At 69.8% G+C, this 13539-nt stretch carries 12 protein-coding genes; 8 read left to right on the plus strand and 4 right to left on the minus strand.

The genetic code is table 11. The annotated features are described in order from the left end of the window. The first annotated feature begins 140 nt into the window (after positions 1 to 140). Together HRL41_RS12130 and rsmA are read left to right on the plus strand one after the other, a co-directional pair. Positions 141 to 1085, plus strand: coding sequence for an NAD(P)H-dependent oxidoreductase (locus tag HRL41_RS12130; RefSeq protein ID WP_253904773.1), 945 nt, complete (start codon positions 141 to 143; stop codon positions 1083 to 1085). After that, positions 1078 to 2025, plus strand: a complete 948-nt coding sequence (rsmA, locus tag HRL41_RS07440) for a 16S rRNA (adenine(1518)-N(6)/adenine(1519)-N(6))-dimethyltransferase RsmA (protein ID WP_371808818.1) — start codon at positions 1078 to 1080, stop codon at positions 2023 to 2025. The genes HRL41_RS12130 and rsmA overlap by 8 nt, the downstream gene beginning before the upstream one ends. Here the strand turns inward: rsmA and HRL41_RS07445 are convergent. Continuing rightward, positions 2001 to 2897, minus strand: coding sequence for a class I SAM-dependent methyltransferase (locus HRL41_RS07445; protein WP_172136222.1), 897 nt, complete (start codon positions 2895 to 2897; stop codon positions 2001 to 2003). The two genes, rsmA and HRL41_RS07445, sit on opposite strands and share 25 nt — an antisense overlap. A 378-nt stretch (positions 2898 to 3275) precedes the next feature. Here HRL41_RS07445 and HRL41_RS07450 point away from each other — a divergent pair, with 378 nt between their 5' ends. Continuing rightward, a complete protein-coding gene (locus HRL41_RS07450; RefSeq protein WP_216662581.1) occupies positions 3276 to 5294 on the plus strand; it encodes a tRNA uridine(34) 5-carboxymethylaminomethyl modification radical SAM/GNAT enzyme Elp3 in 2019 nt (672 codons plus the stop codon). A gap of 98 nt (positions 5295 to 5392) precedes the next feature. Then, a complete protein-coding gene (locus HRL41_RS07455; protein ID WP_241157352.1) occupies positions 5393 to 6073 on the plus strand; it encodes a dioxygenase in 681 nt (226 codons plus the stop codon). Between the two features lie 121 nt (positions 6074 to 6194). On the opposite strand, the gene thrH is transcribed toward HRL41_RS07455, so the two are convergent. The 3 genes from thrH to HRL41_RS07470 form a co-directional block, all read right to left on the minus strand. After that, on the minus strand, positions 6195 to 6794 hold the full coding sequence (gene thrH, locus HRL41_RS07460; RefSeq protein ID WP_172136223.1) for a bifunctional phosphoserine phosphatase/homoserine phosphotransferase ThrH: 600 nt from the start codon (positions 6792 to 6794) through the stop codon (positions 6195 to 6197). Between the two features lie 209 nt (positions 6795 to 7003). Then, a complete protein-coding gene (locus HRL41_RS07465) occupies positions 7004 to 7384 on the minus strand; it encodes a PIN domain-containing protein (protein WP_172136224.1) in 381 nt (126 codons plus the stop codon). Continuing rightward, a complete protein-coding gene (locus HRL41_RS07470) occupies positions 7371 to 7667 on the minus strand; it encodes a type II toxin-antitoxin system RelB/DinJ family antitoxin (protein WP_172136225.1) in 297 nt (98 codons plus the stop codon). The genes HRL41_RS07465 and HRL41_RS07470 overlap by 14 nt, the downstream gene beginning before the upstream one ends. Before the next feature lie 451 nt (positions 7668 to 8118). Here HRL41_RS07470 and HRL41_RS07475 point away from each other — a divergent pair, with 451 nt between their 5' ends. The 4 genes from HRL41_RS07475 to hyfB are packed head-to-tail and all read left to right on the plus strand — an operon-like array spanning position 8119 to position 13538. Further along, positions 8119 to 8667 carry a 4Fe-4S dicluster domain-containing protein gene (locus HRL41_RS07475; protein WP_172136226.1) on the plus strand — a complete coding sequence of 183 codons (549 nt, stop codon included), beginning with the start codon at positions 8119 to 8121 and terminating at the stop codon, positions 8665 to 8667. Between the two features lie 16 nt (positions 8668 to 8683). Then, complete coding sequence (gene fdhF, locus HRL41_RS07480; RefSeq protein WP_172136227.1) at positions 8684 to 10858, plus strand: formate dehydrogenase subunit alpha; 2175 nt, start codon at positions 8684 to 8686, stop codon at positions 10856 to 10858. 45 nt (positions 10859 to 10903) lie between these two features. Then, positions 10904 to 11491, plus strand: a complete 588-nt coding sequence (locus HRL41_RS07485) for a 4Fe-4S dicluster domain-containing protein (RefSeq protein WP_172136228.1) — start codon at positions 10904 to 10906, stop codon at positions 11489 to 11491. A 1-nt stretch (position 11492) separates the two neighbouring features. After that, positions 11493 to 13538 carry a hydrogenase 4 subunit B gene (gene hyfB, locus HRL41_RS07490; RefSeq protein WP_172136229.1) on the plus strand — a complete coding sequence of 682 codons (2046 nt, stop codon included), beginning with the start codon at positions 11493 to 11495 and terminating at the stop codon, positions 13536 to 13538. Position 13539: the final 1 nt, after the last annotated feature.

Here is a 13539-nt window from a genome sequence, read left to right on the forward strand (position 1 = left end):
CGGGCCGCGCTAGGCGGCCGGCGGGCCGGCTGGGGGCTGCGGGCGCGGGCGGCTGCGGGCGGCGAAGGGGCCGCGAGGCAGCCAATGGCGTGGGGCGATGGCGAGCCGCGAGGCGGCGGCGCGACGAGGAGAGGACGAGCATGCATCGAGTCATAGTGGTGGGGTCGCCGCGCGCGAACGGGCGCAGCGCGAGCTTGGCCGACGAGCTGTTCAACGCGTGCATCGACGAGTGCCCGGAGGACGGCGTGTCCATCGTGTCGGTGGCGAGCATCGAAGTGGGGCCGTGCCGCGGGTGCGACGCGTGCCGCGCAGCCACGGAGGCGCCCGACAAGCTGCCCGAGAGCGACGACAACCTGGCCGTGGGGCCTGCGGTGGCGGCGAGCGACGCGCTCGTGCACCGCTGCGTGATCCACGACGACATGACCGAGGTGCGCAAGCACCTCGACGCGGCCGACGAGCTCATCGTGGTGTCGCCGGTGTACTTCGCGGGTGCCCCGGCCCAGCTCAAGTGCCTGCTCGACCGCCTGCAGCCGTACTATTGGTCAGACGTTCGCGCGCAGCCCAAGCGCCCGATGGTCCTGCACGTGGTGGGCGAGGGCGGCGACCCGCACGGCTTCGAGCCGCTCATCGGGTGCGTGCGCTCGGCGTTCGCCTGCGCGGGCTTCGAGCTCGAGCTCGTGCTCGACTGGGTGGGGAAGATCGACGCGGGCGGCGAGATCACGGCCGAGGCCGAGGAGTACCCCCTCCCGCCCGTGGGAGGCTTCGCCGCCCTTGACTGGGGCGATGAGTTCGAGGTGGTGGAGGCCGAGGACGGCGCGGCTGACGAGGCGCCGGGCTTTGAGCCTGCGCACGAAGCCGCCGCGTGCGCAAACGGTGGCGGCGAAGCTCGCCAAGCCGAAGCGCCCGCGCGGCGTGCTTCCTCCGGCTCCCGCGCGCGCCTCTCGCTCGCCGACGCGCAGCCCCAGCAGCCCTCGTCGTCCAAGCCGCGCAAGCAGGGATCCTCCCCGCAGGGCGGCAAGCCCCGGAGCGGCTCCCCGCAGGGCGGCAGGAGCAGGAAGCGCAAGGGCGGCGCGCGCCGTGGGTAGCGCCGAGCGGCTGTCGCCGCTGGCCGGCGTGGCGGCCACGCGCGCGGTGCTCGAGCGCCACGGGCTCGCCACCAAGCACGCGCTCGGCCAGAACTTCCTCGTCAACGACGACGTCCTGCGCAAGATCGTCGCGCTCGCCGAGCTGGACGCCGGCGACGACGTGCTCGAGGTGGGGCCGGGCATCGGCACGCTCACCGTCGCGCTGCTGAAGCGCGCGCGGCGCGTGGTGTCGGTCGAGCGCGACCCCGACCTCCCCGCCGTGCTCGCGGAGACCCTCGCGGCATGGCCTGACCGCTTCGCGCTCATCAGCAAGGACGCCCTCGACCTGACGAAGGGGGACGTCGAGTCCGCCCTCGCGCGCCACCCCGTCGAGGGCGGGGCGCGTTCCTTTCCCAACAAGCTGGTGGCGAACCTGCCCTACGCGGTGGCGGCCACGGTGGTGCTGGGCTTCTTCGAGCGCTTCGACGAGATCGAGAGCGCCACGGTGATGGTGCAGAAGGAGGTGGCCGACCGCATGGCCGCCGCGCCGGGCAGCAAGAGCTACGGCGCGTACACGGTGAAGCTCTCGATGCGCGCCGAGCCGGCGGGGCGCTTCACGGTGAGCCCGGGCAACTTCTTCCCGCCGCCGCACGTCGACAGCGCGGTGCTGAGGCTGAACCGCCGCACGCCCGCGGGCGCCGACGGCGCGCCGCTTGCGCCTGAGGTGGTGCGGGCGACGTGCACCATGGCCGACGCGGCCTTCGCCAGCCGCCGCAAGACCATCGCGAACTCGTGCAAGGCGTACTTCGCAGGCCGGGGCGAGCAGGGCCGCGCGGTTGCGGCGCACGTCGAGGACCTGCTCGAGAGCGCCGGCATCAGCCCCAAGCGCCGCGGGGAGACCCTCGACGTGCAGGAGTTCGTGGCGCTCGGCGAGGCTTACCTGACCCTGAGGACGAGGTAGCGGTTGAGGGGCACGTCCCTCCCGTCCGCCGAGAAGCGCGCGACCTCGCGGGCGCGCGGCTCGAGCGCGCGGGCGAGGGCGTCCACCTCGGCTTCGTCGAAGTGGTGGCAGTAGCGGAAGACGTCCTGCTCGTCCTGCCAGCCCATGAGGCAGTCTCCCTCCCCGAGCTCGCCGGGGTCGATCCCGCAGGCGGCGCATCCGCGCGCGGTGGCCGCCGCGGCCTTGGCGCGCAGCCTGCCGCTGCGGGCGAACTGCCAGAGCGCCACGGACACGTGACCGCCGGGGCGCACGTGGCTGGCGAGCGCCTCGAGCACGCGCACGCGCTGGCCGAAGGTCGGCACGTGGTGCATGAGGCCGAACGCCACCGCGAGGTCGCACGCGGGCGCGTCGAGGGCGCGGGCGAGGTCTTCTCCCGCATGCAGCGTGCCCATGACGTCGAGGGGCTGGAAGCGGACGCGCACGCCTTCGGGGAGCGCGTCGCGCGTGCCCTGCGCGACGAGCGGCGCGCAGTTGTCCACGGCGAACGCCTCGACGGGCCCGCCGGCGCGCGCGGCGAGGAAGCGCTCGAAGCGCAGGTTGCCGCATCCCAGGTCGAGCACGCGCAGGGTCGGCTCTGGCGCGGCCGCGGCCACGTGGGCGCCTGCGGATGCGTCTGCCCGTCCGTTCGCCCGCGCCCTCTCACCTGCGCCTTCGGGCCTGCTCACCCGTCCGCGCTCATCCGCGTCTTCCGCGTTCCCCGTGATTCCGCACGCTTCGAGCACGCGCTCCCAGCCCTCCCAGGCGCGTGAGCGCGTCTCGGAGAACGACGCGCTCACGCGCCGGTAGAAGTCGCTGGTGAGGTCGCTGAGCCTCTGTGCGGTGACGGGATCCATGGGCGGCATTGTAATACGTAATGGCCCTCGAAGGCGAGGGCGGGGCTGTGCTATGATGCTCGAACGATGCTTCGCCGCTTCCAGGCAGCTTCCGAAAGGAGGCTGCTTATGGACGTGCAGACGGTTCTTGCGCTGTGCGCGATTTTCGCGGTTGTCATTAGTCTCATCGACCTGCTGCGTTAGAGGTTGATGTCAGGCAACGTGCTGAAGGAGGTGACGAACGGCTGAGTGTCTTGGAGAAGAAGCCCCGCTAATGCTTGCAGGCTCGCGGGGCTTAATCACAAAGAACGAAGCTGCCCGGATCGGCGGGGCATCGTTCACCGAGCATTCTAGCATGCCGATATGCCGTTGCCAAGGAGCAGGAGGAAGCCAGGTCACGTGGAAGTGGCGCTCTTGGAGATAATCGCAGCCATCAAGGCAGGAGGGTGCCAGGGCCTTGACGGGGACGGCAGGCCGCTTGACGCGGCGTGGCTCGACAAGCTCGTGCGGCGGCGCAACCGCGCCATGCACGACGGCGCGCGGAGCGTGGCGAAGAAGCGGCTTCTGCCGTACTACCTGCGGTGCAAGGCCGAGGACCCGGCGCGTTGGGAGAGCTGGGGCGTCGACGCGGCGTGCGAGGAGCAGCTCGTGCGCCTCCTGAAGGCCAAGCCGCGGCGCACCGCGTCGGGCGTGGCCACCATCACGGTGATCACCAAGCCGCATCCCTGCTCGAGCGACTGCCTCTACTGCCCGAACGACGTGCGCATGCCGAAGAGCTACCTCGCCGACGAGCCCGCCTGCCAGCGCGCCGAGCGCAACTACTTCGACCCGTACCTGCAGGTGACCTCGCGCCTGCGCGCGCTCACCGACATGGGGCACGTGACCGACAAGGTGGAGCTCATCGTGCTCGGCGGCACGTGGAGCGACTACCCGCAGGACTACCAGGTGTGGTTCGTGGCGGAGCTCTTCCGCGCGCTCAACGACGCAGGCGGGCAGGCGGGCTTCTCGCATGGGGCGCCTCGCGAAGAGGGCGCGTCGGGCGTCGTCGCGCGCCATGACAGCGCCGCCCGCCATGACAGCGCCGCCCGCCACGACGCCGCCACCTGCCACGACAACGCCGCCCGCCACGCCGCCGCCACCTGCCACGACGTCGCCGCCCGCCATGACGCCGCGGCCCGCGCGTCCTTCTACGCGTCCTGCGGCCTCGCCTGCGACGCCGACGAGCTCGCGCGCCTCACGTGCGCTGAGCAAAAGCGCGTCACCGCGGGCGAGCGCACGTACAACCAGGCCGTTCGCGCGCTCTACGCCCAGGATGCCTGGGAGCGCGCCGCATGCGTCCAACGTGCCTCGTTCGCTGAGCTCGAGCGCGAGCACGCGCGCAACGAGGGCGCCGCGCACCGCGTGGTGGGCCTCGTGATCGAGACGCGCCCCGACCTCATCACGCCCGAGAGCCTCACCGTCATGCGCCGCCTGGGGTGCACGAAGGTGCAGATGGGCATCCAGAGCCTCGACGAGTCCGTCCTGCGGGCGAACCGGCGCAACGTGACGCCCGCGCGCATCGCGCAGGCGTTCTCGCTGCTGCGCCTGTTCGGCTTCAAGATCCACGTGCACTTCATGGTGAACCTCCTCGGCGCCTCGCCCGCCGGCGACGCGGCCGACTACCGCCGGCTCGTCACCGACGAGCGCTTCCTCCCCGACGAGGTGAAGCTCTACCCGTGCTGCCTGGTGGAGAGCGCGCAGCTGACGGAGCGCTACGCGGCGGGCGAGTGGGCGCCCTACCCCGAGGACGTGCTGGTGGGCGTGCTCGTGGAGGACGTGCTCGCCACGCCCGCCTACACGCGCATCTCGCGCATGATCCGCGACATCTCCTCGGGCGACATCGTGGCGGGCAACAAGAAGACCAACCTGCGCCAGCTGGTGGAGGCGCGCGTGGAGGAGCGCTCGCGCGCGGAAGGCCGCCCCGTGCGCGAGATCCGCCAGCGCGAGATAGCGACGGGCGAGGTCAAGCTCGACGCGCTGCGCCTCGACTGCGTGGCGTACGCCACGTCGGCGGCGCAGGAGCGCTTCCTGCAGTGGGTGACGCCCGAGGGCAGGATCGCGGGGTTCCTGCGCCTGTCGCTTCCGCGCCTCGACGCCCCGTGCCTCACGCCAGGAGAGCGCGCGCAGCTTCCCGTGCATGCGGGCGAGGCCATGATCCGCGAGGTCCACGTGTACGGGCGCGTGGCGCGGCTGCACGCGGCGGGCGAGGGCGCGCAGCACGCGGGGCTCGGGCGCCGCCTGGTGGAGGAGGCGTGCGCGCAGGCTCGGGCGGCGGGGTACGTCGCCGTGAACGTCATCAGCTCGGTGGGCACGCGCAGCTACTACCGGGCCCTAGGTTTCTCAGATTGCGGTCTTTACCAACGAAGGCCGCTTGCGTAGAATACGGTAATCTCGTCGAAAAGGCGCCGCGGCATCTCGTCGTCGCCGGCCATCCCGTTCCCGCCCCGCCGTTTCCCCACACTCCAGGAGATGCGAACATGAGCATGCAGCAGGCAGACCCCAAGCACGTCGAGCAGACCTACCGCCACATCGCCCTCAAGGTGCCTGACGTCATGCGCACCTGCCCCGGCTTCGAGATCGCGGGGCACCACATCCGCTCGCTCGTGTTCTCCACCGACGTGGCCGTGATCTGCCACTGCGACGCCGACGCGGTGCTGGCGGTCTACCCGTTCCCCAGCCATCCCATCGTGAACAACGCGCTCATCATGGCGTCGGAGCGCCCGGTGTTCGTGGGCGTCGGCGGCGGCGTGACCACGGGCGAGCGCTCGGTCGACCTGGCGTCGCACGCCGAGATGCAGGGCGTGTCGGCGGTGGTGCTCAACGTGACGGCGTCAGCCGACACGGTGCGCGCGGTGGCGGCGCACGTCGACGTGCCGGTGGTGACCACGGTGTGCGGCTTCGACGAGGTGACGCGCGCGATCATCGAGACGAGCGCGTCGATCGTGAACGTGGCGGCGGGACGCGACACGGCGCGCGTGGTGGCGGCGGTGCGCGCCGCGTACCCCGACATGCCCATCATGGCGAGCGGCGGGCCCACCGAGCAGACGGCCGCGGCGACCATCGCCGCCGGAGCCGACGCGCTCACGTGGACCCCGCCGAGCATCCAGGACCTCGAGCATGAGCTGATGAGCCGCACGCGCGAAAAGGCCCGCGCCTAGCGCGGGCTCAAGGGGCCTTCGGGGAAGGGCCGGCATTCGGGAGGACGGCGCCTTCGGGGAAGGGCTGGGCCGACCGGCGCCCTGCGTCCTGGCAGCGCCCCGCGTCCCGGCGCTCCGCTCCCTACAGCGCGGCCTTGATGCCGGCCAAAAGCTCGGCGTACTCCTCGCAGGAGGGGATGTCGGGGTTCTCGGCGCGGATGGCCTCGGTGCTCTTGAACAGCCAGCCGGCCTTCGACGCGCGGATCATGCCCAGGTCGTTGTGCGAGTCGCCCGCGGCTATGGTGGTCAGGCCCGCGTCGTGCAGGGCGTTCACCGTGGTGAGCTTGGTCTGCGGGCAGCGCATCTTGTAGCCGGTGATGCGGCCGTCCTCGCCGACCAGGAGCTCGTTGCAGAAGATGGTGGGCCAGCCGAGCTTCTCCATGAGGGGCTTGGCGAACTGCGAGAACGTGTCAGAGACGATGATCACCTGCGCGAGCGGGCGCAGCTCGTCGAGGAACTCGCGCGCGCCGGGCATGGGGTCGATGCCCGCGATGACCTCCTGGATCTCGCGCAGGCCCAGCCCGTGCTCCTCCAAGACGCCCAGGCGGAACTCCATGAGCTTGTCGTAGTCGGGCTCGTCGCGCGTGGTGCGCTTGAGCTCGGGGATGCCGGTCGCCTCGGAGAACGCGATCCAGATCTCCGGTACGAGAACGCCTTCGAGGTCGAGGCACACAACATTCATGGGAAAACTCCTTTTCGGATCATCGCCTGTTATCGGGTCGATTATGCGTGAAAAACGTTTCAAGTGCGTGACGCAAGCGGAAAAGGCCAAACCCGGGCGGTAGGCGGGGAGGGAAGGGAAGAGGCGGGGAAGAGGGACGGGGCGGGAAGGGGAGAGGCGGGGCCTGGCGGGGATGGGCTTGGCGAGGGGAGGGGCGGGGTCCGGCGCGCCTACCTCCGGGCGGGGCGGGCGAAGGAGCAGGTCTGGTAGCCGTAGAGGGTGCTGCGGGCGGACGCGAGGCAGGCGTCGAAGTCGAGCTTGCCGGAGCCGAAGAGGCGCGCGGCCAGGCGCACGCTCGCCTCGTCCTCCACGCTCACGTCGCCGAGCAGAAGCTCCACCACGTTGCCGACGAGCGAGCGCGGCACCCCGTACACCTCGGTGAGCACGCACACCGTGCGCACGATGGTCTCGGGGTAGACGCGCACGTTGCCGCCGAGGATGAGGCTGCGGGCGCGCGCTGACTTGGCGGCGTCGTCGTTGAGGAGGTAACGCAGAAGCACCGTCTCGTCGATGATGGTGACGACGTCGCGGTGGCGCTTATCGGCGGGCACGGCGCTCTCCTTGGGCTCGCCCTCCCTGGGCCTTGATCCACGCGGCGCGCTCCGAGGACGCGAGCGCGTGGTTCGCGTAGTGCGCGAGCGCGCCGAACGCGCGGTCGTCGCCCGTGAGGCGCCGCACGCTCGGCGTGAAGGGGAGGGCCCGGTCGTGCACGCTCTGGGCCACGAAGAGGCGCACCGCCTCGGAGAGCGACGTCCCCAAAGCGGCGAACAGCTCCTCGGCCCTCTCCTTCAGATCGCTCTCGATGCGCACCTGAATGGTCGACTGCTTCGGCATAGTACCTGCTTAATTGCTCGAATTGTATTACTACCGTACTACATCCAAGTATATCCCACATTTTGGGGGCAACGTCAGGAAGCGGAAATGTTTTCCCAAAATACCTGAAAAAGGGCTTGCGGTGTCAGGGCGATCAGCGTATAAGGCAATGCGTCAGATCACTCCGAAAGCCAAGAAGCAGCTTTCGTTCACCGTTCTTCCATCAATCAGCTGTCTATCGTGTCCGCGCGGCGCGCGCATCTCCGAGGCGAGCTCTGCCCTCATTCGCGAGGGGGGGCGGGGCTGATCCCGCATACCGCTTGGCGCGCGGCTCCCCAGGGGGCGTGCCAAGCGACCAGGCGACGCCGGCTTTGGGGCGTGCGGCGTCGGGGGTCGGCCGAGGAGGGCTTGCGGCGCGTGGTCGGCGATAGCCGGAAGAGAGAACAGTTCGCCACCAAGCTTAGGGGGACACATGGGTTCAAAATTCGTAATCGCAGACCCGGGTTTGTGCATCGGCTGTCAAACCTGCCTGGCCGGGTGCCTGCTCAAGCACAGCGTGCCAGGGGACGTGGCGGTGCCGCGCCTGAACCTGGTCACCACGCTCGCCATCTCGGCGCCGATCGTGTGCCATCACTGCGCCGACGCGCCGTGCGTGGCGTCGTGCCCGCAGAACGCGCTGTACTTCGACGGCGACCGCGTGGCCATCGCGCAGGAGCGCTGCATCGGCTGCCGCAGCTGCGTCATGGCGTGCCCGTACGGCGCCTGCGACGTGGTGAGCGAGAACCGCGTCACCAAGATCGGCAACTTGAGCGTGGGCGACCTGGGCCGCGCGATGCTCGTGAAGTGCGACCTGTGCTACGACCGCCCCGGCGGCCCGGCCTGCGTGGCGGCATGCCCCACCGGCGGCCTGCAGGTAGTCGACGAGCAGGAGCTTCAGGAGCGCTCGCGCAAGAAGCGCCTGGCCGCGGCGGCTGCGAGCGCGGCGATCTCAAGCGTTCAGCTGAATACGGCACTGGCTTAAAGAGGGGGTACACTCAATGGAAAAGCACATGGCGGTTTGTCCTTACTGCGGCGCTGGCTGCAAGCTCAACCTGCTCGTGGAGGACGGCATGGTCGTCGGCGCCGAAGGGCTTGACGGCATCACCAACGAAGGCGAGCTCTGCCTGAAGGGCCTGTCGGGCTTCGACTTCATCAACGACACGAAGATCCTCACCCCGCGCATCCTGCACCCGATGATCCGCCGCACCAAGGGCGCCGAGCTCGAGCGCGTCACCTGGGACGAGGCGCTCGACTTCACGGCGCGCAAGCTCACCGAGATCAAGGAGAAGCACGGCGCGGACGCCATCATGCTCACCGGCAGCTCGCGCGGCCCGGGGAACGAGGCCAACTTCGTGATGCAGAAGTTCACGCGCGCCTGCGTGGGCACCAACAACATCGACAACTGCGCGCGCACCTGCCACGGCCCGAGCGTGATCGGCCTCATGGACACGGTGGGCTCCGGCGCCATGAGCGTGTCGATCCCGAACCTCGAGAACGCCGACCTCATCATGCTGTTCGGCTACAACCCCTCCGCCAGCCACCCCATCGTGGCGCGCCGCATCGTGAAGGCGAAGGAGAAGGGCGCCAAGATCATCGTCGTCGACCCGCGCTCCATCGAGACCGCGCGCATCGCCGACCTGTACATCCAGATCAAGAACGGCTGCAACCTGGCCTTCCTGAACGCGTTCGCCAACGCGATCGTGACTGAGAACCTGCATGACCGCGCGTTCGTCGAGGCGCACACCACGGGCTTCGACGAGTGGTGGGAGGTCGTCAAGAACTACACGCCCGAGTCGGTCGCCGACGTCTGCGGCTGCGCGCCCGAGGACATCCGCCGCGCCGCGCGCATGTACGCCACCGCCCCGAGCTCCGTCATCGGCTGGGGCATGGGCGTCACCCAGCAGCGCCAGGGCGTGAAGAGCGTCCACCAGATCGCCGCCATCGCCTGCGTCACCGGCCAGATCGGCCGCGACAACGCCGGGTTGGCCCCCGTGCGCGGCCAGAACAACGTGCAGGGCTCGTGCGACATGGGCATGTGGCCGAGCCTGCTCCCGGGCTACCAGAAGGTCTCCAGCCCCGAGGTGCGCGCCAAGTTCGAGAAGGCGTGGGGCCTGCCCGAGGGCAAGCTCTCGGCGCGCGAGGGCTTCAAGCTCACCGACCTGCCGCACGGCGTGAAGGAGGGCAAGATCCGCGCGTTCTACAACTTCGGCGAGGACCCGCTGCAGACCGAGCCCGACTCCGCCGACATGCGCGAGACGCTCGAGAGCCTCGACCTGCTCATCAGCCAGGACATCTTCATGACCCAGACCACGGCGCTCGCCGACGTGGTGCTGCCCGGCACCTCCTGGGGCGAGCATGACGGCGTGTTCTCCGCCTCCGACCGCACCTTCCAGCGCTTCACGGCCGCCGTGCCGCCGAAGGGCGAGTGCAAGCACGACTGGCAGATCTTCAGCGAGCTCTCCACCCGCATGGGCTACCCGATGCGCTACCAGGACACCGAGGAGATCTGGAACGAGGTCCGCGAGCTGTGCCCGAACTTCTACGGCGCGACCTACGAGAAGATGGCCGGCACCGGGCACGCCCAGTGGCCCATTCCCACCATCGAGTGCCCCGGCACCCCCACGCTCTACCGCAACGGCCAGTTCAACACGGCTGACAAGAAGGCGCGCCTCATGGCCCACGACTTCATCGAGCCGACCGAGATGCCTGACGAAGGCTACCCGCTCGTGCTGTGCACCGTGCGCGAGGTGGGGCACTACTCCTGCCGCTCGATGACGGGCAACTGCCGCGCGCTCACGCTTCTGGCCGACGAGCCGGGCTACGTGAGCATCAACCCCGCCGACGCCGCCGCGCGCGGCATCCGCGACCAGCAGCTCGTCTGGGTGAGCTCGCGCCGCGGCAAGGTGATCTCGCGCGCCGCCGTCGACGAGCGCATCAACGAGGGCGCGGTGTACATGACCTACCAGTGGTGGATCGGCAAGTGCAACGACCTGACCATGCACGTGACCGACCCGCTGTCGGGCACGCCGGAGGACAAGCACTCCGCATGCCAGGTCGAGGCCATCGCCGACCAGGTGTGGGCCGAGCGCCATGCGCAGACGCTCTACGCCCAGATGAAGGACTGGCTGGCGGGAGAGGCTGCCGCCCAGGACAAGGAGCCGGCGCTGGCGTAAAGCCCGTTTCCGGTCTCAAAACCATTCGGCTTTAAGGACTTACCCATGAACAAGTTCATCGCAATAGAGCCGGACGTGTGCATTGGATGCGGAACCTGCCTCGCCGCCTGCAGCTCGGGGCATCGCGAGGCCGGGCTTCAAGCCCAGCCTCGCCTCGCCCTGGCGAGCACGCTTGACGTGACCGCCGCGGTCACGTGCCATCACTGCGAGGGGGCGCCTTGCATGGCCGTGTGCCCCGTCGGCGCCATCACGCGCGCCGACGGGGCGGTGCTGGTGAACGAGCAGACGTGCGTGGGTTGCAAGCTGTGCGCGTGCGTCTGCCCGTTCGGCGCCATCCACCCCTCGGGCACATCCATTGCCGGCGTTGCTGGCGTCAAGTTCGACACGCCGACGTTCCCGCGCGGAACCTCAGCGCTCCTGTCATGGGAGATCGGCGTATACACCCGCGCGGTCAAGTGCGATATGTGCGCGTTCGACCCTGCGGGACCCCATTGCGTCACGGCGTGCCTCACCGGCGCGCTGAGCGTGCAGGACGCGCCGTGCGCGGCGGCTGCGCGCAAGGAGAAGCTGGTAGCTGCGGCGAAGGCCAACGAGCTGGCCATGCGCGGCTCATCGACGATAAGGAGGCCTTGAGATGCTTGAGCTTATGCTGCTCTCCTTGGGGCTTTCGGCGGCAGGCGCGGTGCTCTCGCTCCTGCTCATGCGCGCGCCCGCAGCCGCGAAGGCGGCGGCGTGCACGCTTGGCATGGGCGCGGCGGCCGCCTCGCTCGCCTCGGGCGTTGCGGCCATCGGCTCGCCGGCGCTTCTGGCGAACCTGGGCGGGCCGGTGCCCTTCGCCGACCTCACGGTACTGTTCAACCCGCTCGCCGGCCTGCTCGTCGCCGTGATATCGGTTTTGGCGCTCGTGGCGTGGCTGTTCGGGCTTTCCTACTTCAACGAGTACTACGACAAGGGCGTCGGCGCCCTGGGGTGCTTCATGAACCTGTTCGTGGCGTCCATGATGATGGTCATCCTGTGCGACAACGCGTTCTGGTTCCTGGTGTTCTTCGAGCTCATGTCGCTCACGTCGTACATGCTCGTCATCGTCGAGGGGGACGAGAAGTCGTTCAAGGGCGGCTTTCTGTACCTGGTCATGGCGCATATCGGCTTTCTGATGATCGCCGTGTCGTTCTTCCTCATGGCAAGCGCGTGCGGCAGCCTCGAGTTCGCGGCCTTCCGCGCCACGGCGTTCGACCCGGCGCTGGCGACGGCGGCCTTCGCGCTGGCCTTCTTCGGCTTCGGCGCGAAGGCGGGCATCGTGCCGTTCCACTCGTGGCTTCCCCAGGCCCACCCCGCCGCGCCCTCCAACGTGAGCGCGCTCATGTCGGGCGGCATGATCAAGATCGGCGTCTTCGGCATCATGAAGGTGTGCTTCGACCTTCTCGCCCTGTCGGGCGGCCAGCTCGGCTGGGGCGTGCTCGTGGTCGTCGTCGGGGCCGTCTCCTCGGTGCTCGGCGTGGTGTACGCGCTCGGCGAGCATGACCTGAAGAGCCTGCTCGCGTACCACTCGGTCGAGAACATCGGCATCATCCTTTTGGGCGTGGGCACGGGGATCGTGGGCTGGGCCTGCGGCAACCTGTGGCTCGCGGGCATCGGCCTCATGGCGGGGCTCTACCATCTGGTGAACCACGCCATGTTCAAGGGGCTGCTGTTCCTCGGCGCCGGCAGCGTGCTGCACGCGACGGGCACGCGCAACATGGAGACGCTCGGCGGCCTGGCGCGCCTCATGCCGGTGACGGCCGTGTGCTTTCTGGCCGGGTCGCTCGCCATATCGGCTATCCCGCCCCTGAACGGCTTCGTGTCCGAGTGGTTCACCTACCAGGCGCTCATCGGCGCGGCCATGGCCGGCGGCATCGGGATGCGCATGGTGTTCGCGTTCGCGGTGGTGGCGCTCGCCATCACGGGCGCTCTGGCCGTGACCTGCTTCGTGAAGGCGTTCGGCGTGACGTTCCTCGGCAAGCCGCGCTCCGACGCGGCGAAGGCCGCGCATGAGGTCCCTGCGAGCATGAGGCTCGGCATGGCGGCCCTCACGGCGACCTGCGCGGCCCTGGGCCTCGGCGCCGCGTGGTTCACGCCGATCATGAGCGGCATCGCCGCGTCGGTCCTGGCCGCGCCGGCCATGCCGGCCGCGGCGGGCACCGCGCTCGTGTCGCTCGAGACTGTAAGCGTCACCTCCCCGCTGCTCATCGCCGTCCTGCTGGCGGTCGTGGTGGGCGCGTGCGCGCTCGCGCGCAACGCGGCCAACCGCGCGCACGGGCTCAAGGTCGACCCCGAGCCGTGGGCCTGCGGCTACGCGCCTGACGTGCACATGGAGACGCTCGCCTCCACGGTGGCCGCCGGCGTGCGCGGCTTCATGGGGCCGCTCTACGGCATCCGCGAGGGCGTGAACAGCGCCGGCGCCGCGGTTGCCGGCGTGTTCGGCCGCGCGTTCGAGGCGGGGGCGTGCGGGCAGGGCACCGCGCCTGCGGCGCCTTCGCGCGAGCAGCGCGCCCGCGTGCCGCTGTCCGAGTCCGTCATGTCGGTCCTGCGGTCGGTCGGCGCGTGGTTCTCGCGCCTCGAGGGCGGCGACTTCCGCACTTACATCGTGTACATCGTGGGCGCGCTCGTGTTCTTCCTAGCGCTCATCATCTTGGTCCGGTAAG

It is taken from the genome of Adlercreutzia sp. ZJ473 (genome assembly GCF_013185065.1).
In the GTDB taxonomy this organism is placed as follows: Bacteria; Actinomycetota; Coriobacteriia; order Coriobacteriales; family Eggerthellaceae; genus CAAEEV01.

Excerpts from the sequence above, each read along its gene's own strand:
- HRL41_RS12130 (WP_253904773.1), top strand. The coding sequence starts at position 141 with ATGCATCGAGTCATAGTGGTGGGGTCGCCGCGCGCGAACGGGCGCAGC.
- HRL41_RS07445 (WP_172136222.1), bottom strand. The coding sequence starts at position 2,897 with ATGGATCCCGTCACCGCACAGAGGCTCAGCGACCTCACCAGCGACTTC.
- HRL41_RS07455 (WP_241157352.1), top strand. The coding sequence starts at position 5,393 with ATGAGCATGCAGCAGGCAGACCCCAAGCACGTCGAGCAGACCTACCGC.
- thrH (WP_172136223.1), bottom strand. The coding sequence starts at position 6,794 with ATGAATGTTGTGTGCCTCGACCTCGAAGGCGTTCTCGTACCGGAGATC.
- HRL41_RS07470 (WP_172136225.1), bottom strand. The coding sequence starts at position 7,667 with ATGCCGAAGCAGTCGACCATTCAGGTGCGCATCGAGAGCGATCTGAAG.
- HRL41_RS07475 (WP_172136226.1), top strand. The coding sequence starts at position 8,119 with ATGGGTTCAAAATTCGTAATCGCAGACCCGGGTTTGTGCATCGGCTGT.
- fdhF (WP_172136227.1), top strand. The coding sequence starts at position 8,684 with ATGGAAAAGCACATGGCGGTTTGTCCTTACTGCGGCGCTGGCTGCAAG.
- HRL41_RS07485 (WP_172136228.1), top strand. The coding sequence starts at position 10,904 with ATGAACAAGTTCATCGCAATAGAGCCGGACGTGTGCATTGGATGCGGA.
- hyfB (WP_172136229.1), top strand. The coding sequence starts at position 11,493 with ATGCTTGAGCTTATGCTGCTCTCCTTGGGGCTTTCGGCGGCAGGCGCG.